The 23,532-nt window shown below is 54.7% G+C and carries 20 protein-coding genes and 1 riboswitch; of the genes, 10 read left to right on the forward strand and 10 right to left on the reverse strand.

Features of this window, described 5'->3' with window-relative positions:
* The first annotated feature begins 347 nt into the window (after positions 1-347).
* Complete coding sequence (locus G5168_RS15950; protein WP_005339200.1) at positions 348-839, forward strand: RNA recognition motif domain-containing protein; 492 nt, start codon at positions 348-350, stop codon at positions 837-839.
* A 7-nt stretch (positions 840-846) separates the two neighbouring features.
* Here G5168_RS15950 and murI read toward each other — a convergent pair whose 3' ends face one another.
* The 3 genes from murI to nhaR form a co-directional block, all read right to left on the reverse strand.
* Complete coding sequence (gene murI, locus G5168_RS15955) at positions 847-1,650, reverse strand: glutamate racemase (protein ID WP_129503012.1); 804 nt, start codon at positions 1,648-1,650, stop codon at positions 847-849.
* Between the two features lie 108 nt (positions 1,651-1,758).
* Positions 1,759-3,624 (reverse strand): TonB-dependent receptor domain-containing protein, encoded by a 1,866-nt coding sequence (locus tag G5168_RS15960; RefSeq protein WP_227341719.1) that lies wholly within the window; start codon positions 3,622-3,624, stop codon positions 1,759-1,761.
* Between the two features lie 51 nt (positions 3,625-3,675).
* Positions 3,676-3,854: riboswitch (cobalamin riboswitch) on the reverse strand.
* A gap of 35 nt (positions 3,855-3,889) precedes the next feature.
* The gene (nhaR, locus tag G5168_RS15965) at positions 3,890-4,792 is read right to left on the reverse strand and encodes a transcriptional activator NhaR (protein ID WP_227341718.1); all 903 of its coding nucleotides are present in this window, start codon (positions 4,790-4,792) and stop codon (positions 3,890-3,892) included.
* A gap of 109 nt (positions 4,793-4,901) precedes the next feature.
* Between nhaR and G5168_RS15970 the strand changes: the two genes are divergently transcribed.
* From G5168_RS15970 to G5168_RS15985, 4 genes are all read left to right on the forward strand, one after another.
* Positions 4,902-5,828 carry a sodium-dependent bicarbonate transport family permease gene (locus G5168_RS15970; protein WP_227341717.1) on the forward strand — a complete coding sequence of 309 codons (927 nt, stop codon included), beginning with the start codon at positions 4,902-4,904 and terminating at the stop codon, positions 5,826-5,828.
* A gap of 4 nt (positions 5,829-5,832) precedes the next feature.
* Positions 5,833-6,135, forward strand: coding sequence for a P-II family nitrogen regulator (locus G5168_RS15975; protein ID WP_005321666.1), 303 nt, complete (start codon positions 5,833-5,835; stop codon positions 6,133-6,135).
* A 63-nt stretch (positions 6,136-6,198) separates the two neighbouring features.
* Positions 6,199-6,708 carry a 5-(carboxyamino)imidazole ribonucleotide mutase gene (purE, locus tag G5168_RS15980; RefSeq protein ID WP_227341716.1) on the forward strand — a complete coding sequence of 170 codons (510 nt, stop codon included), beginning with the start codon at positions 6,199-6,201 and terminating at the stop codon, positions 6,706-6,708.
* Positions 6,705-7,829, forward strand: coding sequence for a 5-(carboxyamino)imidazole ribonucleotide synthase (locus G5168_RS15985; RefSeq protein ID WP_227341715.1), 1,125 nt, complete (start codon positions 6,705-6,707; stop codon positions 7,827-7,829). Before purE ends, G5168_RS15985 begins: the two co-directional genes overlap by 4 nt.
* Positions 7,830-7,902: 73 nt before the next feature.
* On the opposite strand, the gene G5168_RS15990 is transcribed toward G5168_RS15985, so the two are convergent.
* From G5168_RS15990 to G5168_RS16000, 3 genes are all read right to left on the reverse strand, one after another.
* Complete coding sequence (locus tag G5168_RS15990) at positions 7,903-9,093, reverse strand: L-lactate MFS transporter (RefSeq protein ID WP_227341714.1); 1,191 nt, start codon at positions 9,091-9,093, stop codon at positions 7,903-7,905.
* Between the two features lie 109 nt (positions 9,094-9,202).
* On the reverse strand, positions 9,203-9,946 hold the full coding sequence (locus G5168_RS15995) for a LytR/AlgR family response regulator transcription factor (RefSeq protein WP_108613331.1): 744 nt from the start codon (positions 9,944-9,946) through the stop codon (positions 9,203-9,205).
* Positions 9,947-9,992: 46 nt separating this feature from the next.
* Complete coding sequence (locus tag G5168_RS16000) at positions 9,993-11,666, reverse strand: sensor histidine kinase (RefSeq protein ID WP_005357096.1); 1,674 nt, start codon at positions 11,664-11,666, stop codon at positions 9,993-9,995.
* Between the two features lie 1,076 nt (positions 11,667-12,742).
* On the opposite strand from G5168_RS16000, the gene G5168_RS16005 reads away from it, so the two are divergent.
* The 5 genes from G5168_RS16005 to G5168_RS16025 all read left to right on the forward strand — a co-directional run bounded on the left by G5168_RS16005 (position 12,743) and on the right by G5168_RS16025 (position 18,296).
* Positions 12,743-13,297 (forward strand): fimbrial protein, encoded by a 555-nt coding sequence (locus G5168_RS16005; protein ID WP_216952575.1) that lies wholly within the window; start codon positions 12,743-12,745, stop codon positions 13,295-13,297.
* A gap of 84 nt (positions 13,298-13,381) precedes the next feature.
* Positions 13,382-15,847 carry a fimbria/pilus outer membrane usher protein gene (locus tag G5168_RS16010; RefSeq protein ID WP_421252446.1) on the forward strand — a complete coding sequence of 822 codons (2,466 nt, stop codon included), beginning with the start codon at positions 13,382-13,384 and terminating at the stop codon, positions 15,845-15,847.
* A 34-nt stretch (positions 15,848-15,881) separates the two neighbouring features.
* Positions 15,882-16,625 (forward strand): fimbria/pilus periplasmic chaperone, encoded by a 744-nt coding sequence (locus tag G5168_RS16015; RefSeq protein ID WP_216952570.1) that lies wholly within the window; start codon positions 15,882-15,884, stop codon positions 16,623-16,625.
* 130 nt (positions 16,626-16,755) lie between these two features.
* A complete protein-coding gene (locus tag G5168_RS16020) occupies positions 16,756-17,202 on the forward strand; it encodes a fimbrial protein (protein WP_216954480.1) in 447 nt (148 codons plus the stop codon).
* Positions 17,203-17,387: 185 nt separating this feature from the next.
* Positions 17,388-18,296 (forward strand): hypothetical protein, encoded by a 909-nt coding sequence (locus G5168_RS16025; protein ID WP_216952568.1) that lies wholly within the window; start codon positions 17,388-17,390, stop codon positions 18,294-18,296.
* 284 nt (positions 18,297-18,580) lie between these two features.
* Here G5168_RS16025 and G5168_RS16030 read toward each other — a convergent pair whose 3' ends face one another.
* From G5168_RS16030 to fabV, 4 genes are all read right to left on the reverse strand, one after another.
* The gene (locus tag G5168_RS16030) at positions 18,581-19,828 is read right to left on the reverse strand and encodes a winged helix-turn-helix domain-containing protein (protein WP_216952567.1); all 1,248 of its coding nucleotides are present in this window, start codon (positions 19,826-19,828) and stop codon (positions 18,581-18,583) included.
* 216 nt (positions 19,829-20,044) lie between these two features.
* The gene (locus tag G5168_RS16035; RefSeq protein ID WP_421252468.1) at positions 20,045-21,229 is read right to left on the reverse strand and encodes an NAD(P)/FAD-dependent oxidoreductase; all 1,185 of its coding nucleotides are present in this window, start codon (positions 21,227-21,229) and stop codon (positions 20,045-20,047) included.
* 150 nt (positions 21,230-21,379) lie between these two features.
* The gene (gene ftnA / locus G5168_RS16040) at positions 21,380-21,904 is read right to left on the reverse strand and encodes a non-heme ferritin (protein ID WP_033138862.1); all 525 of its coding nucleotides are present in this window, start codon (positions 21,902-21,904) and stop codon (positions 21,380-21,382) included.
* Between the two features lie 92 nt (positions 21,905-21,996).
* Positions 21,997-23,184, reverse strand: a complete 1,188-nt coding sequence (fabV, locus tag G5168_RS16045; protein ID WP_421252447.1) for an enoyl-ACP reductase FabV — start codon at positions 23,182-23,184, stop codon at positions 21,997-21,999.
* Between the last annotated feature and the right edge of the window lie 348 nt (positions 23,185-23,532).

Below are 23,532 nucleotides of genomic sequence, written 5' to 3' on the forward strand. Positions count from 1 at the left end.
GGAAGCTGGCTCATCAGGTTGGCGTGTTCCGCCGTGCTGGTAGGGGCGCATTATAGGGAGCCGCGCCGGGATGACAATAGTTTTTTTGAAGAAAATCACGAAAATTTCAAATTATTCAATTAGAAACAGCTTATTCAGTGTATATATACAATGTTATCCACAATCCGGTTATTCCACTCCCATTTTAGCGTCATTTATGTCGCCTTTAGTGACCTTGGGAATGCCATACTGGAGCCGATAACCTCTCCCGAGTGGTCCATGGTAGCGCCAATCAGGAAAGCTGGTTACCATGGAGGTGAATATAGTGTTGCACCTTTTTTGCTTTCATTTACAAAAGGTCTTTTAAGATGAATTTATCCAAGTTTCCCGTATATATGCAGGCCGCAATCCTTGCTCTGGTATTGGCAGTGGTTGGCTACCTGGTTGCCCAGGCCCTGCAGTTCTCTTTGAAAGCGGAAGTGATTTTTGCAGCAGGTCTGGCCATCGGCGGTTTCGTGGTACCGCTGTTCCTGAAGCGAACCCCGGCCAATGTCGCCGAGTCGATCGCCAATCAGGAGACTTGCACCTTATATGTAGGCAACCTGCCCTATCGCGCCAATGAGATTGCAGTGCGCGAGTTGTTTGCCGAACAGGGCCAGGTCATTTCCGTGCGGTTGATGAAAGACAAGGCAACCGGCAAGCGCAGAGGTTTCGGTTTCGTGGAGATGCCCGCCGCCGATGCCGCCAAGGCGATTGCCGCTTTGAATGATAAAGAGTACCAGCAGCGCACCCTCAAGGTGCGTGAAGCAAATGACAAACGTGATAAAGAGGAAAGAGAAGGTAGCGAAACTGACGCCTAACCGCTCGTCAGTACTTCACCTCTTCCAGTGATGACAGCCCCCATGCTTGCAAGGGGGCTGTCAGTTTTTGGGCCTCCCCATCCAGCCGGGTACAGTAGGCCCTGGCAATCACCTCTTCTATATGTACAGGCTGCATGACAGCATGCCCGCCATTGCTCAGCAACCAGGCCACCCGTTTGGCAACGGCACTGCCCGAGTCAATAAGCTGACATTGCGGCATCAGTTGCCCAATCTCTTCATTAAGTAGCGGGAAGTGAGTGCAACCGAGCACCAGCGTATCCGGCTGCTCTTCCCCATCCAGCCAGTCGGCCAATACCTCGCGCAGCAACGCCATATTGACCGGCAGGCCCGCCAGCTTGTGTTCGGCTTCTATGACCAGCTCGGTGGTGCCCTTAAGCAGCACCCGCTTGCCCGGGGCAAACTGGGCGATCAGCTCGTGGGTATAGTCGCGGCTAACGGTGCCTGGCGTAGCCAGCAGACCGATACAACCGTTGCGAGTCTGCGCAGCTGCGGGCTTGATGGCTGGCACCACCCCCACCACGGGAATATCCAGTGCCTCGCGCAGGGCCGGCAGCGCTATGGTGCTGGCCGTGTTGCAGGCAATCACCACCAGATCGATATGATGACGGGCCACCATGGTGGTCACCAAGCGGGTGCAGGCAACAATCAGGGCGGGCTCGCTCAATTCACCATAGGGGAAGTTGGCATTATCGAAGCAGTAGAAATAGTTGTGTGCCGGCAGGACGCGGCGGATCTCGCGGTAGATGGTCAGGCCACCCATACCGGAATCAAACACGAGAATATTGGCCACTTGAGCTCCCCTTTGGTGCAAGGCGGCGATCATACTCCCGCCTGCCGCCAATAGAAAAGGCCCTGCCAATGGCAGGGCCCCTGATTTTTCCACTTGGCCGGCTCCGGCTTAGAGTGAGTAATCCATCGTCACGTAGTATGCGCGCTCATCGGCCGGATACCCCACTGCAGTCTGATACTCCTTATCCAGCAGGTTGTTGATCTTGCCAGATACCTTGAGCGCCGGGGTGACCTTGTAGCCGACAGCCAGATTCCACACGCTGTAGCCACCGAGTTTGGTGGTGTTGGCCACATCGCCATAGCGCTCACCCTGATAGATCCAGCTCAACGAGCCGTCAAACTGCTGCCACTGCGCCTGCGTAATCCACTTGGCCCCTTTGCGGGAGATCAGCTGCAACTGTTTATCGGTCACCTTGTCTTTGGGATCCTTGTACTCGGCAGAGACCCTATGACTCAACCAGCCAGTGTCGAACTCCCCTTCCAGCTCGATCCCTTCAATGCGCGCCTTGCCAACGTTTTGTGGTGTCCACATCCCCTGACTGTTGGGAGCCCACTGGATCATCTGTTCGAAGTCATTGCGATAACCGGTGGCTCGCCACTCGACACCCGCAGTTTGACCATCCAGCATCAGCTCGCTGCTCTTAGACTCTTCCGGCTTCAGGTTGGGATTGCCAGAGCCCGGATAGTAGAGGTCATTAAAGGAGGGGGCGCGGAAACCGGTGCCGTAGCGGGCACTCAGGCGGTAATCCTCGACAAAACGCCAGCCTGCGCCGGTTTGCCAGGTGTTGTGACGACCAAACTGCTCGTTGTCATCACTGCGGCCGCTCAGCTCACCCTGCCATGTCTGGTTGTCGAACTGGACCAGGGCATAGACCCCGGTATTGTCCCGCTCCTTGGCCCCTGCCGGATAGGGGGAGCCAGAAGATCGCGAGCGATCGTCCAGCATGTCGCGCTGCCAGTCAGCACCGCCGCCGAGCGTCCACAGCTCGTTCAGCTTGAGGCTGTTGACCCAGTTCAGGCTGTACTGGCGGGTGTAGGTCCGGTTATTGGCCTGATCGCGGCCACTGTTGTCCTGATAGTCGTACGCATCCTGTTTGGAGAAGGCGCCACGCAACTCACTCAGATAGCGATCATCGTGATAGCGCGACCCCAGCTGATAGCTCTGGTTTTCAGTCCAGGTCTCGTTGCGTTGATGGGTGGCAGGCCCCCAGGCGGAAGCCGCAGAAGAGCGGTCGTACTGGGCGACATTGCGGAACCAGCGGGTCGTACCGAACAGATCCCAGTTGCTGCCGAGCGCCTGCTGGTAGTCCAGCATGGCGTTGTAGCCCTGATGCCCGTGACGGTCACCATCGTTGATGCCGGGCAAGGGGTGTACATTGTAACCCTCTTCATCATCAAAACCGCCAGCCACCTTGAGCTGACCCGCCTCACCTACCTGGCTGGCACTACTGAAAGCGGCCTGACGCTGTTGATGGGAACCGGCACCGATATTGAACTTGTGCTGATTTGTCCCCTTGTCGGGACGGGTAATGATGTTGATCACCCCGCCGATGGCATCAGAACCATAAATGGTGGCGCGTGGGCCACGAATATATTCGATGCGCTCCACCTGATTGAGCGGCAGGTTATTCAGTTCGGTCATCCCGGCGGTCAGGGAGGCACTGCGCACCCCATCCACCAGCACCAGCGTCTGGGAAGAGGTGCCACCACGCACCCGCAGCGAGCTGAGTTGGCCGCGGCCACCATTGCTGACCACTTCCACACCGGGCAGGGTCTTGACCACATCGGTCACGGTCTGGGCTTGCAGGCGATCGATCTCATCCCGGGTCACCACATTGACCGGGGCAAGCACGCTGGAGGCAGGTTGGGCGACGCGGGTAGCGGTCACCACCATGGTGGGATTGACGGGAATGGTCAGCTGCTGGGCAAACGCCGCCGTCGGCAACAGGGCAGCCGCCAGAAATTTCTTCGACATGAGAGATCCTTAAGTTCGCGTAAGTATCTACTTCGTGGCCGGTTTCTCTCGGCCCGAAATACGAACTCTGGCAGGTCTTCGGGCTCGGGGGCTGATAGCCTACGGCGACGGCTTCCCGCCTGATGGCAGTGCCCTGATGTCGCTTCGTTCCCCCTTACCGCTGCGCGCCAGCTCCGGATTTTCACCGGATTCCCTATTAAGCATGATGCGCCAAAGCGGGAGGATTATAGGCAGAGCCAAGCTGGATGTATAGCCATCCAGATTTCTATTTCTTGTCAGCCAGCGCTGCCAGCCGCTGCTGTGCCCCCTCCATCACCGCCTGTACCCCTGGATGGGAGAGATGGCGCCCTGCCGAGACCAGATAATAAGAGAGGGTAACGTCGGTGAGGGTCGCAATCCGCTCCACTCCGTAGAGGCGACCAATCTCGTCAGCCATCGCCAGCGGCGCCGGGAAAATCCCCATCCCCGCCTTGCCGAACGACTTCATCAGGGTGGAGTCATCAAACTGCCCCACCAGATGGGGATGAATACCCTGCTGGCGATACCACTCCAGCAGCCGATCGTGGGTGGCAGACTTCTCTCCGGGGATCAGCAGCGGCAACCCCTCCAGCGAGGCGGGAAAGCCGTCCCGCGCCCGAGCCGCCAGCTCTGGGCTGGCAAACAGCGCCAGCGGGCTGCGCCCCAGCTCGTGGTTGTAGCCGCGCACGCCGCTGTCGGGAGGAAGCGGGCGATCGATCAGCACCATGTCGAGCTTGTGACGGGCCAGCTCGCTGAACAGCTGCTCGGCCCGCTCCTCGTGGCACACCAACCGCAGCGGGGTCGCCAGCGCCATGGCGGGAGCCAGCAGCTCGAACGCCAGGGTGCGGGGTACCGAATCGGCGATCCCCACCTGCATGGTCAGCTCCTGACTGGCGTGGCGCAGGGTGTGCTCCAGCTCGGCGCCGAGCGAGAAAATCGCCCCCGCCTGCTCCTGCGCCTGCCGTCCGGCGGCGGTCAGCACCAGACGCCGCCCCACCCGGTTGAACAGCGCCACCCCGAGGGACTGCTCCAGCTCGGCCACCTGACCGCTGATGGTCTGCGGCGTGAGATGCAGCTGTTCGGCGGCCTGCGTCACACTGCCGCTGCGCGCCACATGCCAGAAGTAGTAGAGCTGTTTGTAGTTGAGCATGCCGTTCCCTATCAGTTTTTACCGAACAACCATCAGCGAGAATCTGATTTTATCGAAACATTGCGGGCTCTAGCATGCAACCATTATCTGAACTGCCCTGCGAACCATCATGCTGGACGTTGTTGTACTCTTCTTTCTGTTTGGTCTGCTGGCCGGTCTGGTGCGATCCGAGCTCAAGCTGCCGCCCGCCCTCTACGACACCCTCTCTCTCTTTCTGCTGCTGGCCATCGGCCTCAAGGGCGGCGTCGGTCTGGCCCAGCAATCCCTGCAACCTCTGCTGCCACAACTGGCGCTGGTGATCCTGCTCGGCGTGGTGCAGACCCTGCTCGGCTTTGCCGTGCTGCGCCTCAAGATGAACCGGGTGGATGCCGCCGCCACCGCCGCCCACTATGGCTCGGTCAGCGTCGCCACCTTTGCGGTCGGGGTGAACTGGCTCACCGAGCGGGGCATCAGCTTTGAATCCCAGCTCTCCATCTTCTTGGCTGTAATGGAGATCCCCGCCATTCTGGTGGGCATAGTGCTGGCCCGCGGCATCAGTCGCGAGACCCGCTGGCGCATGCTGGCCCACGAGACCTTCCTCGGCAAAGGGGTAACCCTGCTGCTGGGCGGCATGGCCATCGGCTATCTGGCCGGGCCGGACGGAATTACCCCGCTCAAACCGCTGTTTGTCGACCTGTTCAAGGGGGCGCTGGCGCTGTTCCTGCTGGAGATGGGCCTCATCGTCGCTCGCCAGTGTCAGGATCTGCGCCGCCATGGCCTGTTCCTGCTCGGCTTCGCCCTGTTGATGCCGCTCGCCTCGGCGGGACTGGGATTGGCAGCTGGCCAGCTGATGGGCCTCTCCCTCGGTGGCCTGACCCTGCTGGCGACCCTGGCGGCCAGCGCCTCCTATATTGCCGTGCCGGCTACCATGCGCATCGCCGTGCCTCAGGCCAACCCGGGGCTCTCCCTCAGCGCCGTGCTGGGGGTCACCTTCCCGTTCAACATCATGCTGGGGATCCCGCTCTACTACAGCTGGGCCCGCCACTTCACGGAGTAGCCACATGCAGACCGAGACCCGCACCCTGCTGACCGTCATTACGGAAGCCAATCTGGAGCCGACCCTGCTGCGCACCCTCACCCGCGAGGGGCTGCGCGGCTATACCATCACAGATGCCCGCGGCCGGGGGGATCATGGCGAGCGCAACGCCAGCTGGAGCGAGAGCGGCAACATCCGGCTGGAAGCGATCTGCAGCCGGGAGCAGGCGGAACGGCTGCTGGCCCACCTGCAGAGTCGCTACTACCCCGATTACGCCATGATCGCCTTTCTGCAACCGGTCGAAATCGTGCGACCCGAGAAATTCTGAGCCGGCTTGCCGGCTCTTTTTGCCCACCAAAAGCAAACGTTTGACATCAAGGATTCAGAGAAAATGAACACAGCTCCCCTGATCGGCCTGGTAATGGGCTCCGACTCCGACTGGCCCGTGCTGCAGGCCGCCGCCCGCATCCTCAAGGAGCACGGCGTGCACTACGAGGCGCAGGTAGTCTCGGCCCATCGCACCCCGGATCTGCTGTTCGAGTATGCCGCCACTGCCCGCGAGCGCGGACTGCGCGCCATCATCGCCGGGGCCGGTGGCGCTGCCCATCTGCCGGGCATGGTCGCCGCCAAGACCACTCTTCCGGTGCTGGGGGTGCCCATCCCATCACGCCATCTCAAGGGAATGGACTCGCTACTCTCCATCGTGCAGATGCCCAAAGGGGTGCCGGTCGCCACCTTCGCCATCGGCGAGGCGGGGGCCGCCAACGCCGCCCTGTTTGCGGTCTCTCTGCTCTCCGTTGCACAAGACGGCGATGCCTCTCGCTACCGGCAGCAGCTCGACGACTTCCGCACCCACGAGCGAGATCGGGTGCAGGCACTGCAACTGGAGGAGCCGACATGATCCTGCCACCCGCAATCCTCGGCATGCTGGGGGGCGGCCAGCTTGGCCGCTACTTCGTGATGGCCGCCCACCGCCTCGGCTACAAGGTGGTGGTGCTGGATCCCGATCCGGCCAGCATCGCCGGTGCCGCCGCCGATCACCATATTGTCGCCCCCTATGACGACCAGACCGCCCTGTACGAGCTGGCCAGCCGCTGCGAGGCCATCAGCTGCGAATTCGAAAATGTGCCCGCCGCCACCCTCGCCCTGCTCGAAAAACACAAGCCGGTGCGCCCGGCCGCCAGCGCTGTGCGCATCTGTCAGGATCGCCGCGAGGAGAAAGCCTTTCTGCGCGGGGCCAACATCCCGGTCGCCCCCTATCTGGCGCTACTGCCGGAAGAGCCCATCCCCGCACAGGCCAGCGAACTCTTGCCCGCCATTCTCAAGACGGCCCGCGAGGGGTACGACGGCAAGGGGCAGTGGCAGATCAGTAATCTGGATGAGCTGGCGACGGCGCTGGCAGCCAGTGGCGTCCCCTGCGTGCTGGAAAAACGGCTGGCACTGGAGGGGGAGTTTGCCCTGACCCTGGCCCGCAGCCCGAGCGGCGCCATCAGCTCCCTGCCACTGGTGCAGAACTGGCACTGCGGCGGCATTCTCGACCAGACTCGCTCCCCGGCCAATGTGCCAACGCTGGAGCGCGAGGCCAAAGGGATCGCTGAGCGACTGATTGCCGCCCTCGATTACGTCGGGGTACTGACGGTGGAGTTCTTTCTGGTGGAGGGGCGCCTGCTGGTCAACGAGCTGGCGCCCCGCCCCCACAACTCGGGTCATCCCAGCCTCGACAACGCTGCATGCAGCCAGTTCGAGTTGCAGGTGCGGGCCCTGTGCGATCTGCCGCTGCCGGAGCAAATCGCCGTGCGCCCCGCCCTGTTAATCAACCTGCTGGGGGATCTCTGGCAGAAGGGCACGCCAGACTGGGCCGCCCTGCTGGCGCTGCCCGGCCTGCATCTGCACCTCTACGGCAAGGGCGAACCCCGCCCCGGCCGCAAGATGGGCCATATCACGGTAACCGGTGATGAGTGGCCAACGGTGGAGGAGCGCTGCCGTCAGGCCCGCCAGCTGCTGGGGCTGGCGCCGTGCTGATCGACCATCGGAAATGCAAAGACCCGGGCATGGCCCGGGTCTCTGTTTTTGCTTGCTCTGGCAGGGAGCCTTATCAGGCCCGCTCCACCGCTACCGGTGCCGGCAGGCGAATGGTGAGGGAGAGCACCAGCGCTACCAGCAGCAACACCAGAATCAGGTTGAAGGTCGCCATGAAGCCGCCAAACAGGGAGGCCACGATGGAGCCGATGATGCTGCCCAGACCAAAGCCCAGATAGATGACGCCGTAGTTCTTGGTCAGGTTGTTGAGACCGAAGAAGTCGCTCACCAGCGAGGGGTAGACGGTGATGGTGCCGCCGAAACTGAAGGCCACACAGGCCACCGCCACGAAGAACAGGTTGGCATTGAGCGGCACGAACAGCAGCAGCGCCATGCCCGCCAGGGTAATCAGCTGGGCGATGGTGATGACCCGGATGCGGGACATCTTGTCGGAGAGGATACCCAGCACCAGACGGCCACCCAGGTTTGCCATAGCGATGATGGCGACGGCATTGGCAGCCACCACTGCTGGCAGACCCACCATCTTCTCGCCGATATCCTTGGCCACGCCGATGACGTAGAGGCCACTCATGCAGGCGGTGAGGAACATCAGCGCCAGCATCCAGTACTGCGGCTTGCGCATCGCCTCGGCCAGAGTGAAGTCACGGCTCTCGCTCTGCTGCACGGAGGCGGCCTGCTTGGGCGCATCCTTCATCAGCATGCCGCCCACCAGCACCATGGACATGGCGATCAGCCCCCACAGCTGGAAGGTGGTCTCAAGGCCGGAGCTGGAGAGCAGCAGCAGGTTGATATATTTGAAACCGAGACTGCCGAGGCCATAGGCACCGATGGAGCAGGCGGAGATCAGCCCCTTGCGCTCCGGGAACCACTTCACGCAGTTGGAGAGGGTCATCAGGTAGCCGGTACCGTCGGCAAAACCGACCAGAATGCCCGCGCAGAGGTAGAGCATCGCCAGATTGCTGGCATGGGCAGTGAGGAAGAAGCCGATGCCGAGCAGCACACCAGCGCCCAGGGTCACGTTGCGCACACCGAATCGCTCCTGCAGCTTGCCCGCCATGGAGGAGGCGACTGCCAGCGACAGGCTGAGCAGGCCGAAGGCGAAAGCCACCTGACTCACCGGCTCGTCCAGCTTGTCGGAGAGCTGGGCGTTGAACAGGCTCCAGGTGTAGACAGAACCCAGTGCGAACTGGGTGATGATGGTACCGATCAGTGTCAGGTACCGGGTGCGGTTCATCTCTTTGGTCATGATGCGTCTCGGTCGATGGCCTTAAGGAAATTGAGGCCACTATAGGCAAGACGCAGTTCGCGCCGATCGATTAAGGCATGAAATGCAGATCGGCGGGAATGAATGACAATCAGAGCCGCATCAGCTGACGGAACGCCTTGATGTTGCTGCGACTGACCGGTACCTCGAACGGCAGATCATGGAGCCGGATGAGATAGGTGCTGTTAAACCAGGGGACTATTTCGCGGATCTTGTTGATGTTGACGCAGTAGGAGCGGTGGCAACGGAAGAACCCCTCGGCAGGCAGGCGGCTGACAAACTCGCTGATGGTCATGGTCATCACGTAGCGGTCATCACGGGTGTAGACATAGGTGAGCTTCTCGTCGGCCTCGGCGTAGTAGATCTGCTCGCAGGGGGTGACGATGATGCGCTCCCCCTTCACCAGATTGACGGTGCGATTGTGCGGGCTGTTCCCCTCGCCGCTCGCCTCCCCCGTGGTGGCTGGCTGCGACTTGCCCGCATGCTCTAGCTTTTGCAGCAGATTGATGAGGCGCGGCTCGTTGTAGGGCTTGAGGATATAGTCGAACGCCTCCAGCTCGAACGCTTCCACCGCAAACTCCTTGTAGGCGGTGACAAAGACGATGTGGGGCGGATGGCTCGACTTGTGCAGGTTCTTGGCCAGCAGCAGGCCATCGATGGAGGGGATCTGGATATCCAGAAACACCACATCCACCTCGTGATCCTGCAGGTATTTGAACGCCTCCAGCCCATCCTCGAAGCTCGCCACTATCTCGATGGTGCTGTGCTGATTCACCAGATAGATCAACTCCTCGCGGGCCAGATACTCATCTTCGACAATAATGGCTTTCAGCATGACAACACCTCTCGCGGCACACACTTATCCTCAACCATGATGGCACTCAGCATGGCATCGACTCCTGATCCGGCAGATAGAAACTCACCTCGGTACCCGGTTCCAGCCGCTTGAGATGCAGGCCGTCGCCATAGAGCAGCTTGACCCGCTGATGCACGTTCATCAGGCCGATGCTGCGGCTCTCCACCCGCCCGGCGGCCACCCCGTCGATCACCGCCTGACTGATGCCATAACCGGTATCCCGCACCGCAACCCGGATGCCCCCCGCCAGCTGTTTCACCTCGATGGTGACCCGACCCGGCGCGCTGCGGGGCTGGATGCCGTGCAGGATGGCGTTTTCCACCAGCGGCTGCAACAGCAGGCTCGGCACCTGAATGTGCACATCGTCCACCTCGAACACCACCTCCAGCTTGTCGCCGAAGCGGGCCTGCTCGATGGCCACGTAGTCACGCACCTGCTGCAGCTCCTCCTGAATGTCGATCAGTTCATCCCCCTTGTTGAGGTTGTAGCGCAGATAATCCGCCAGATTGGCGATCAGCTGGCGCGCCTGCTGGGGCCGGATGCGGATCAGCGACGAGATGGCGTTGAGGGCATTGAACAGGAAGTGCGGGTTGATCTTGCTCTGCAGCGCGGTGAACTCCGCCTTGCGGGTCATCTCCTTGAGCTGCTCGATGCGCGACACCTCCATCTGGGTGGAGATGAGCTGGGAGAGGCCCACCGCCATCTCCCGCAGGGAGCTGGTGATGCTGTGGGTGCGGCGGTAGTAGATCTTGAGGGTGCCGCTCACCGAGCCGTTCTCCCGCAGCGGAATAATGATGACCGAGTGGAAATCGGAGAGGTGATACTGGCGCAGATCGTTGTTGATGATGATCTGGTCGAGCAGCACCGCCTGCTGGGTCATGCCGCTGATGGCGTGGTGCTCATCCAGCTCGTAATAGTCCTTGCCCACCCCGACATAGGCCAGCACGTCATGGGTATCTGTGATGGCCACCGCATCGGCGCTGATGTCGCGCCGGATCACATCGCACACCTGACTGAGGGAGTGGCGATCGATGTTCTGGAAGAAGGGCAGCGTCTTGTTGGCGATATCGAGCGCCAGCTTGGCCTGCTTGGCGGCAATCAGCTCCTTCTCGTCATCCAGATCCTGCACCAGCTTGATGATGAGGCCGATGCAGAGCGCCCCGGCGATCATCGGATAGGCGATATGGTTGACGATCTCCACCCCGACTTCATGGGGCTCGGTCAGCAGCCAGATCAGCAGCATGGTCAGCCCTTCGCATAGCATCCCCGCCAGAATGCCGTAGAGCCAGAGCCGCGACTTGCGACAGCGCAGGTGCAGCCAGGTGGCGAGCAGACCGGCAATGATGCTGGCGATAAGACAAGGGATGGAGGTGTGGCCATCCATGTCGATGAGATAGCGATGCAGGCCGGAGATGACCCCGGCCGGAATGCCGACCCAGGGGCCGAACAGGATGCCGCCCGAGATGATGGCGATGATCCGCACGTTGATCAGCGCCCCCTCCACCGGAATGCCGGTGTAGGTACTGAACACCGCAAACAGGCCGAAGATGGAGGCCACCAGCACCAGCTCCGCCGGGGTGTGATCCCGCTTCTGGAACAGCCGCTGGAACGGCCGGGTGCGGGTCAGGAAGAAGAGGGTCATCAGCATCAGCGCCGCCCGTTCGAACACCGCCAGCAGCATCATCTGATTTTCAAGCACAACTGTATTCCTGCATCAACCAAGAGTACTCCGGATCATATCCTATTTGCTGGCAATGTACTGATTTCGAAACAGGATGAAAGTGGCCTAACCGTACGAATAAAACGAAACCATGTCTATGGATAACGAGTCAGCACAAGTTACTGGCTACTAACTTGCCAGCTAAAAAAACAGTTCACGGTTAATGTAATGGCATCCGTCATCCAAGCTCCACGCACAACAAAATCCTCTATCAACCATACTTTTAGAGATAATTACCTGTACAGTGCAAAACTGAATATATTCAAAAGCCATCTCTGAATCCCAGCCTCAAAAATATCCTTTCAAAAATCATTGATGATTTATTTAACATAGGAAATAGTCTACTCAAGTAGACAATCTTAATTTCTCTACTCATCATTGAAGACTTGCCACTTTATTTTGCTATCTGTGAGATTGGTACCCTTGATACCAAGCTAACTTTTTGGAGCAAAAACATCATTTACCGCCTATAAAATGATAGGCGTGATGCACGCACCAGTAAAAATAAAACCCACTGAATTTTTAATCACCCTGATTGCTATACGCTTACTAAACACCACCAATTTAAATGAGTGACCGACTTCAGAAAGCAATTTAATATAAAAGATCTAAAAACAACATAAAATATATCAGTGCAAATAAGTTGTTATTTTCCTCGCTTTATCAAAAAAAATCACAAGTTCAAACCAACATGCCAGTCACCATCATGAATCTCCAGGTACTTTGCATGCCAACCCTAAAGGGGTGGAAAGAATACAACAAAATATATTAAATTACATAAAATACCATGACTTCCAACCCTCCTTTTCAACATCACAGGCAAAAGACAACATCCTGTTTTTATTGGTATTTTTTTGTATTTTTAAATATTTTGAAAACCATCAACCCCGGTGATTAAATAACCACCAAAATCAGTCATCAACATGTCTCTGATGACGTGACACAACAATAAATCTTCTAATAAAAATTTATTTTTTTCTCAAAACCTGTTTCATTTCTGACAACCTTAGTCTTGTCAATAATGAAACTCTCAATTCAGATTAAAAAGGTAAAATATGAAAAAGGCAATTGTAGCTTCTGTATTGCTAGCTGTATTCTCTGGCGCCAGTTATGCTGAAAATAGTGCAACTCCAGCAGCAACTGATCAAGGCCATGGCGTGATCAAATTTATTGGTGCGATTGTAGATGCCCCCTGCTCTATCTCCCCGGAAAGCGTAGATCAAACAATTAATATGGGACAAATCTCCAACAGTGTACTCGAGCATCAAGGTGAGGGTCCTCTGCGTCCGTTCGATATTCATCTTGAAGGCTGCTCTCTTGATACCGCCAAAACTGCCGCGATTACCTTCAACGGCATTCCTGATGATACTGAGAAAAAACATTTAGCCATTAATGGTTTCGCAAAAGGTGCGGCTATCGCCATGATTAGCCAACTGGATGGTTCTGAAGTTGTTTTGGGCACCCCGACCAAAGCTGCCACTCTGGTTGAGGGTGACAATCACCTGAAATTTGGTGCCAAGTTGGTAAGCAATATCAAAGCGGGTGACGGCGAAAAAGCAATCCCGGGTGAATTTAGTGCAACCACTGATTTTATCATGACCTACCAGTAAATATTTAAATTTAATCAAACATCTATCCAGTAATTACGTGCAGGGAGGCGCGTTTCCTTTTGTTTACCTTATAAATTGAAATCTATGGAAAAATCTTTATTATCGTTGGCCATTTTTTTCATTTTTATGAGTGTGGCAAAAAGTTCTCACGCAGGTGATATTGAGTTCAATACTGACCTGTTGGATGTTAAAGATAAAGAAAGCATTGAATCAGGTGCTTTTAAACAGGCGGGTTATATTGTACCCGGTGAATACACCATGCAAATGGTGGTAAACGATGCCTTTATTGGCGAGCGTAACGTCAAGTTTCAAGCAACCTCCAGCAACAGCTCACAGCTGTGTTTGACCGTTGCGCTGGCCAATGAATTGGGCCTTAAAAATCACGATCTGGAACGTCTGCTGACTAGTGGGAAGAGTGGCTCTTGCCTTAATCCTGACGTACTCGAAGGAATAGTGATCAAGGGCGATATCAGCAAAGACACGCTTCTCATTTCTGTCCCTCAAGCATATCGGGATTATGTGAGTGACTCCTGGGATCCCCCGTCACGTTGGGATGAAGGGGTCAATGGTGCCCTGCTCGATTATGGCATCAATCTGCAAGAGAACCATTCGACCCATGGTAATGGTGACACAACCAATGTCAGTGCCTATGGTGTGGCAGGTGTCAATATGGGGGCCTGGCGGCTGCGGGCTGACTGGCAGGGTCGTTATGAGCGTAACAAAGAGCAAGCAGGCTCCCAAAGTGAGCTGGATGTCAGTCGTGTGTATGCCTATCGCGCCTTACCCGAACTCAGCGCCAAGTTGACGATAGGCGAACTCGATCTGGGTAACTCCATGTTCGATAGCTTTCTGTATACAGGCGCCTCTGTAGTTAACGATGACAACATGTTGCCCCCCGACTTGCGTGGCTACGCCCCGGAAGTGGTAGGTATTGCCAAGACCAACGCCAAGGTGGTGATTAGTCAGCAAGGGCGCGTTATTTATGAAACGCAGGTGGCTTCCGGGCCATTTCGTATTCAGGATTTGAGCAGCGCAGTCAGTGGCACCCTGGATGTCAGAGTAGAGGAGCAGGATGGATCGGTGCAGACTTTTCAGGTCAACACCTCTCGCATCCCCTATCTCTCCCGACCAGGCTCGATACGCTACAAGTTCAATAGTGGCAAGATCAGCAGTCAACCCCATCGCTTGGATGGACCGGCCTTTGCCAGCAGTGAATTCTCTTGGGGCGTGAGCAATGGATGGTCACTGTTGGGAGGGGCTCTGCTCAGTGAGGGTTACGATGCACTCTCTGTCGGGGTTGGACGTGATTTGCTGCAATTAGGTGCTATCTCTTTCGATATCACTGAATCTCGTGCCCAGTTGGCAGAGGGCTCAAAAACTGGCAGCTCTTATCGAATCAACTATTCAAAGAACTTCGAAGAGTATGACAGCCAAGTGGCGTTTGCCGGTTACCGCTTCTCGGAGCGGGATTTTATGAACATGAATGACTTTATGGCCGCCCGCAAGATTGGCCAACCATACAGGGGCGGCTCCAGAGAACTTTATAACGTGAGGCTAAGCAAGCAATTCAAAGCAGCTCAGCTGGGAGCATATATCGATTACACCCATCAGTCTTACTGGTCCCAGACAGATAGTGAGCGTATCAGCCTCTCTCTGTCTCACTATTTTGATGTAATGGAGTGGCGTGGCCTGGCGACCTCGCTCACCACCTATCACAACGAGCAGGGCCGTCAGACTGATAATGGCATGTACTTCACACTGTCGATTCCCTTTGGGCTGAACAAACATGTGAGTTACAGCGCCTCAACCATGGGGGGCAAAACCACCAACAATATCAGCCTCTTCAACCGGGTGGATGACCGTAACAGTTACTCAGTCACGGCCTCAACCTCGCCAGCAGGTGAAAGCGCCAGCGGTTTCTATACCCACACTGGCGACAAAACCACCCTGATGGCCAACGTTAGTCACCAGGCAGGTAGTTCAACAGCCGCAGGGCTCTCCATCAATGGCGGAATTACTGCGACCAAAGAGGGGATTGCCATGCACCGGGTAGGCATGATGGGGGGCAGTCGTATCATGGTAGATACTGACGGGGCCAGCGGTGTGCCTGTACACACCGGCGGGCCAGTAACCTTCACGAATCAAAATGGCAAGGCGGTTGTAGCCGATATATCCAGCTACTATCGTCAACGAACCAGCATCGACATCGATCAATTGGGTGATGATGTTGAGCCTATTGGGACACCTATTTCCATGGGGACCCTGACCGAAGGAGCTATCGGTTATCGTCATTTCGATATGTTGTCGGGCGGCAAGCGCATGCTTGAACTGGTCAAAACAGATGGCTGCCCAGTTCCATTCGCCGCTGAAGTCGTCAATGACAAGGGGCAACAATTGGGGATGGTCGGTGATGATGGCATGGCCTATCTCGCAGGCCTGCATGAAGGAAGTCCTGTGGAGGCTCGCTGGGGCAGCGAGCAGCATTGCCGCTTTTATTTGCCATCACCGCTACCAGAAGTCTACACGACGGCGAGACTGACTTGTCAGTAATCGATTTTGTATAACCAGATTGAGATAAACCGATATGACCAAGAAACTGTTGTTCACTCTGCCTCTATTGCTAACCATGATGGCTAGCCAGGTTCAGGCTGCCGTCTCATTGGATCGTACCCGGGTGATCTACCCGGCGGGAGCCAATTCAATGAGCCTGACGATCCACAATAACAACAAAACACTGCCTTACCTGGCCCAGGCCTGGCTGGAAGATGCCAATGGCAACAAGATAAATAGTCCGTTCACCCTGTTGCCACCGGTTCAGCGGCTGGAGCCGGGTATGGAGAGCCTGGTCAAGGTGCAAGCATTACCCGCTGTCGCTCTGCTGCCCCAGGATAAAGAGAGCTTGTTCTACTTCAACTTGCGGGAGATTCCCCCTCGCAGCGACAAGCCAAACACCCTGCAGCTTGCACTGCAAACCCGGATCAAGTTCTTCTACCGCCCCGCAACTCTGCTGGTTGAGCCGGGCAGCAACCAAGCGCCGTGGCAAGAAAAAGTTACCCTGCAAGCGGTAGGAGGAAAATACCAGTTGACCAATCCGACCCCTTACTACATCTCCATTGTGGATGGGGCCCGCACACTCAATGCGGGTAGTACTACGGGATTTGAGCCAGTCATGATTGCCCCCAATAGCAGTGCCATGGTCAATCTTGGTGTGGCCCAGCTTGGCCAGCAACCCACTTTTACCTATGTGGATGACTACGGCGGCCGTCGAACCCTGAGCTACCGCTGCACCGGGATCTGCCATTTGTTGCCCGCTCAAGATGCAAAATAGAGAGATAAATATGTCGCCAGGCTCTTCTCCGCGCGCGGCCCACTCAGGTGTTCGTTACCTGTGGTTCATATTGATCACATTGCAGGGCATGCTTCTCCCGTCTCAAGCTCAGGCGGGGAGTGATAACTTGATGATTAATGTTGTCGCAGAGGTAGTCAATCAAGCCTGTTCGCTGCGCCCCGGTGATGAAACCATCACCGTCAACTTTGGCAATATCGTGAACAAAGAGTTATTGAGGGACAAACGCACACCAAGTAGAGAGTTTCAGCTTCATCTTGAAGAGTGTGACCCCGATATCTCCAAGGGTGTGAAGGTGACATTCAGTGGTCAAGGAGCGCCAGACAATCCGGACTTGCTGGCGCTGATGGGGGACAGTACCGCCAAAGGGATTGCCATCGGACTGGAGCATCAGGGAAAGGCATTACCCCTCAACAAAGCAAGCCGTGCATTGATGTTAACTGCTGGTGACAACGTACTGACCTTTGCGACCTATGTGCAATTGCTACCATCGGGACAAACGGGCTTGGTATCAGGTACGTTTAGTACAAGTGCCAACTTCAAGCTAGAGTATGAGTAAAGATACTGAGTTAAAATTAGAATCCACAGTGTTCCTTCTCGAGATTTTCGACGACCCCCCGTGGCTTACTAAATTTCTACATGTGGTGGTGGATAAGTCTTAAACTTAAGTTAAGCATCATGCTCCATGCTCTCTTAATAGCAATTTTTAGCACCTTATTAATATTTATGTGATACTGAGGTTATATGGTCTTTTTTTTCGAAATAATACGAGGTGTATTTAGCACCAGTGATTTTAAAAAACACCTTGGTTACTTTTGGTGCTTCATAACAAATGTTATGTTTGTTTTTTTACTTGGCATAACAAATACCTATGCATCTAGCCTTTCCATTTCTTTAACCGAAGCTCCAGGACTTACAACGAAAGGCGATCCATATATGAAAGCGGTAATTATTGGGGGAGATAATAATGATCTCACGCCTAATTTATGTGCTGGTAAGAAATGGGGTGATTGTTCCATATTAGCTTGGTTAGTTGAAAGGTCATGGCCAAACAAACAACTTGATGGGTATAAATCATATGATGCCGGTGGCATTAACTCAGAGTCATGGCGAAGCTGTGTAAATTCCAATGAAAATAAAACGTTAGGAAAGGTTATTTCTTGCTGGCGAAATAATGGCGTACTTCAGAGACCCTTATATGATACTATCGGTAGTCGTAGACTTAAATCAGGCCCTGATTTATGTCTTTTTTATGGAAGAGATATAGTACAATCAGCCTCATATCCTGGACCAATATCAAATTGCGTATCAGGTTATAAACCAGCTGAGAGTTGTAAATTTGGCCCTAACATTTCCATAAATGCAAAAGGTACAGCAAGCGAATTTAAAAATATGTCTGCAAGTGCAGAAAGTTACTTAGAGTGTACGAATACAACCTCAGGCACAATTAAATTAACCGATGAAAAAGGTCAATTGGTTTTAGATGGTGGAGGTTATTGTAATCTTGATTTAGGTTCTGGTCCAAATAAACCTCATAAGTTAACAGTGCAATATGGAATGCGGAAAAAAGTGATCGCTAAATGCCTATTTTCAGGCGTGAATACTCTAGGTTTACATCGAGGTGCGGGAATAATTGTATTTACGGTAGATTAAATGCCCAGAAAATTTGGAAGTGCTGCTTCGGCTCGTTACATATAAAGTAAAGATTAAGTTATAATTTGATATCACTTTGACGCTGATATCAGATTGTAACTTGACACATACGCTTTATATATTAGCTTTTACTTATAACTCCATATCAAAACAAGCATTATTATTCTGACTTTATTAACATCTCATTACCGATAATTCTATTTATAAAACAATGTGTCAGTCATTTCTCTATCTGGCGACAAGTAATCATCCATATTAATGAGACACTCAACTTTCTTAAAGTACTAACTATTTTTACCATTGAATACTTTTGTATAAAATAAAACCCCACCAAAAAGACTTGTTACATGAACAATCTCATTTTTTATCTTAATTGTGCGCAAATAAGCATCATCCTGTGTAAATTGATCAAAAATGGTATAAATTTGAGGATCGGCTTGCAAAATATCTTGCTGTATCGATTTGACCTTCAATGACTTATTCTCAAGATGTCTCAAACCATTCTCATAAAAATGCACGCGAGAAATCTTTTTTATTTCAAACACCATGTTTTGCTTTGCATCGTTAAACATCAAATCTTGAGCCCATGCGGCTTGTTCAACATTATCATTATCAATGCCGGTAGTTTTGATCAACATATAACCGATATAGTCTGCTTTAATCTGGCATGGGCGATAGAATCTCAAACGCACAAATCCCATCCCAGGAATATCGTGTACATTGATCGGTGAAACAGCTTCAAGATTAATATTCTGAGCAATGCATTCCAGCTGTTTCTTTATGTCCAGCCGCTCATCCATTAAAAATGTTTTTTGCCAAACTATATTATCCTTTATATTAAAGTCCAAATATGAGAATGCATCTTTTGATGCAAGAGCATAAAAGTTTCGGTCTTTTTTTATCAACTTTTCAATATATTTATACTCGTCAGGGGAACGAATATCCTCTGTATACATAACAATACGATTAACACTTGGTGTTGCTAATTCCTTTATCTTTTCAAGCTTTCTAAATTCTAATGAAACCTCATCTTTTTCTGTCAAAATATAATATGATGTAATAGCTGAAATGACAGTAACAATAAAAACAAAGAACATTAATATATATTTATCAAGTCGACCGCGATCAAAGAGTCTTTGTTCCTCGTTTGCATCAACATCATCGGATTCCTCAGTCTTTGTGATCACCTCCGTACGGTGTGACAATTCATCACCATGACCAAGTTCAACCTCCAACTTGAAAATGTAACCCACACGAGGAATTGTTTCTATAGAATTGAAAATCCCGATAGACTCAAACTTCCTACGTAGTAGAAGAATTGTTTTGTTGAGACTAATATCCCTGCTTTCTGTTTCACCCCAAATATCATCAAGTATTTTTTTTCTTTCAACAACTCGCAGACTATTATCACAAAGCACTTCCAGCAATACGGTTTCTTTTTGACTGAGCTTTATTTCTTTCTCGTCAAGAATAATTCTGTATGTCTCAGGTTCAAATATGAACGTGTCGTTATACTTATATTGCTTTGTCATGATTTTATTTAATCTCAACGTTCTGTTGAACTACATTGTATATGATTTTATATACCTTAGAGGAATTTTCTAGGGAATGCGGTAACACGTAATCATGAACAGATAACTGTAGGCACAGCCCCAAGCCGACATACTCGGCCCCCAGTATGTCGGCAATGAAAAACCACACTTATACATAATGTTCTCTTGGGCTCTCCAACAGGGGATATACCCGAATTAGCAGTACTGCCCGGCCACCCAACCGGAAGACCAGGCCCACTGGAAGTTGTAGCCACCGAGCCAGCCGGTCACATCCACCACTTCGCCGATGAAGTAGAGGCCCGGCACCTTGCGCGCTTCCATGGTCTTGGAGGAGAGCTCGTTGGTATCGACGCCACCAAGAGTCACTTCGGCGGTGCGATACCCCTCGGTGCCGTTGGGCAGGATCTGCCAGTCACCCAGCAGGTTGGCAACCGCCTCCAGCTCCCGCTCGTTGTACTGGCGCATCGGCTTGCTGACCAGCTGACCCAACTCCACCAGCTTGTCGACGAAGCGCTTGGGCAGCTCGCGCCCCAGCACGGTTTTCAACTCCTGCGCAGGGTGAGCCTGCGCCCATTCGCGCAGGGCAGCCGGAATATCCAGCTCCGGCAGCAGGTTGATGTGGATCTTCTCGCCGGCGTGCCAGTAGGAGGAGATCTGCAGGATGACGGGGCCGGAGAGGCCGCGATGGGTGAACAGCATCGCCTCCTTGAAGCGGGTGCCATCCTCGGCGGTCACCGATACCGGCAGGCTGATGCCCGCCAGATCGGCGAACGCCTCTTTCTCCGCCTGATGGAGGGTAAAGGGCACCAAACCGGCGCGGGTCGGCAGCACCTTGAGGCCGAACTGCTCCGCCAGTTTGAAGCCATAAGGGGTAGCACCCAGCTTGGGCATGGAGAGGCCGCCGGTCGCCACCACCAGCGAGTGACAGCCGATCTCCCCCTTGCTGGTGGTCAGCACGAAGCCCTCGTCCTGTTTGCTGACGGTGAGGATCTCGGTCTGGAACTGCAGGGTCACCCCGGCCCAGCCACATTCGGTGAGCAGCACATCGACGATATCCTTGGCACTCTCGAGACAGAACAGCTGCCCCAAAGTACGCTCGTGATAGTTGACCCCGTGGCGATCCACCAGATCGATGAAATCCTGCTGGGTGTAGCGGGCCAGCGCCGACTTGCTGAAGTGGGGATTCTCCGACAGGTAGGCGTGAGCACCCGCCTGATGGTTGGTGAAGTTGCAGCGACCACCGCCACTGATGAGGATCTTGCGGCCCGGCTTCTTGGCATTGTCGAGCACCAGCACGGAGCGGCCACGGTAGCCCGCCTGCGCCGCACACATCAATCCGGCCGCACCGGCCCCGATCACCACCACATCGACCTGCTTCATCATCACTCACTTATCAAAATAGAAACGGCACCTGGCCAGAACCGAGATTGCCTCTGGCGGAACACAACCATAGTGGCTGCCCACCAGAATAAACAACGGCCCTTAAAAGGGCCGTTATTGTACTGGCTGAACACTAAGTGTCCACGACTATCAGGCGTTGCTGTCCATGATGCTGGCCGGGGCGCCCTTGGCCAGTTCGGCCAGCTCCTTGTCGATGAAGTAGAGGCCTTTGCCATCTTCACCCACCAGACCCAGACGGTCGACGATGCTCTTGAACAGCTTCTCCTCTTCATGCTGCTCGGCCACATACCACTGCAGGAAATTGAAGGTGGAGTAGTCCTGGGTAGTGAAGGCTACGTGGGCCAGACCATTGATGCACTTGGTGATGTGGTACTCGTGCTCCAGGGTGGCACGGAACACGTCGCCCAGCGACTTGAACTCGTGGGGAGGGGCATCGATGGCACCCAGCTTGGGCATGGCGCCGGTCTCGCTCACATAGGTGAACAGACGCTCCATGTGCTGGCGTTCCTCGACTGCGTGCTGGCGCAGGAAGGTCGCCGCCCCTTCAAAGCCCTTGTCTTCGCACCAGGCGCTCATCTGCAGATAGAGATTGGAGGAGTAGAACTCCAGGTTAATCTGCTCGTTCAACTTCTCGATCATGGCTTGGGCCAGCATCTTGTTTCTCCTCAGTGATTTGGTATCGATTGTCGCCACACTCCCGCCGCGAATCAACCCGCCAACGAGAGGGAGATCCCGTTTCTTTCAGCTCAGGGGGTCAGCTCCCCAAGGGAGGCGACATCCACCGGCGCAGCATAATCGACGCCCGGCAGCTCGAAGCCGTTGAGCTGCATGAAATCCTGCCGCAGCCCGGCAAAGTCCCCCAGCACGTGGAAATTCTCCGGCGTCACCTTGGGCCAGAGCGCCGAAACGGCGGCCTGAATGGCCGGGTCGAGCTCGTGATCATCCATCCGGATCAGCCGGTTGCCATCGGCAACCACCCCATTGGCCCCGTACATCTTGGCGGCAAACAGTCGCTGCATCTGCTCGATGCAGCCTTCGTGCACACCGCGCTCCTTCATTACCCCCATCAGCAGGCCCAGATAAACCGGCAACACCGGAATATAGGCGCTCGCCTTGGTTACCAGCGCCTTGCAGACTGACACCCAGGCATGGCCACCAATCTCGGCCAGCTGCAGGTTGATGGTCTCGGCGGTGGCGTGCAGATGCTCCTTGGCATAACCGATGGTGCCATCCCGATAGAGGGGATAGGTGGATTCGGGGCCAATGTACGAGTAGGCCACGGTTTGCGCACCGGGGGCGAGACAACCGGCCTGCTGCAACGCCTGCATCCAGAGCTGCCAATCCTCGCCCCCCATCACGGTGACGGTATCGCGGATCTCCTCCGGCGTGGCAGGCGCAAGCGACTGCTGCACCAGCGTATCGCGCTCCAGATCCAGCCCCCAACCGCTAAATGGCTGGCCGGTGGTCTTGAGCACCGAGCGCACTTGCGTACCGTCGGGCAGCACTCGGATGCCGCTCGCGAGCGAATAGATCACCAGATCCACCTGCCCCAACTGCTGGCGGATGGTGTCGATGGCCTGCTGGCGCATGCCATCGGAGAAGGCATCACCGATCAGGTTGATGGCGATACGCCCCTCCTGCTCCGCCTCCTTGCGAAACCAGATGTTGTTGTACCAACCGGCGCTGCCCAATCCTTTGTCGGAAGGGCCGCGCTCAAACGAGATGCCGATGGTGTCGGCACCGGTACCAAAGGCGAGCGCAATGCGCGACGCCAGCCCGAAACCGGAGGAGGCCCCCAGCACCAGCACCCGCTTGGGCCCATTGAACGGGCCAGCGGCCTTGATACGTTCGATCTGCTGCTGCACGGCGGCGCGACAGCCGATGGGGTGACAGTTGCGGGCAACGCAACCTTGAATCTGGGGATGAATGATCATGGGAAGGCCTCCAAAGAAACTGGCTACAGCATAACCAAATCGAAGGAGATTAACTTGATGCCGGATCGCTATCAGTCAGAAAAGCAGCGGGAAATGAGGCGGATAAACAAAAGGGAGCACGTGGCTCCCCAAAGCGGTATTCAGATGCTTTTTGTTGTTTTGTGTTCATTGCGAAGCACGGGCCCATCCTATGCCTCTCCCCCCAGATCGGCAAGCCGAGGGGTGTGACCGGCGTCAAACTATTGTTTGATTTATAGGCAAATAGTGGTTAATAACTGAGTGGCTGACCCTGTGTCACACGTCATTAAACTCATTTAAATCCCAAAACTGTGCCTGAGGCACCATTTT

This window comes from Aeromonas sp. 600724, from assembly GCF_049175135.1.
GTDB lineage: Bacteria > Pseudomonadota > Gammaproteobacteria > Enterobacterales > Aeromonadaceae > Aeromonas > Aeromonas veronii_A.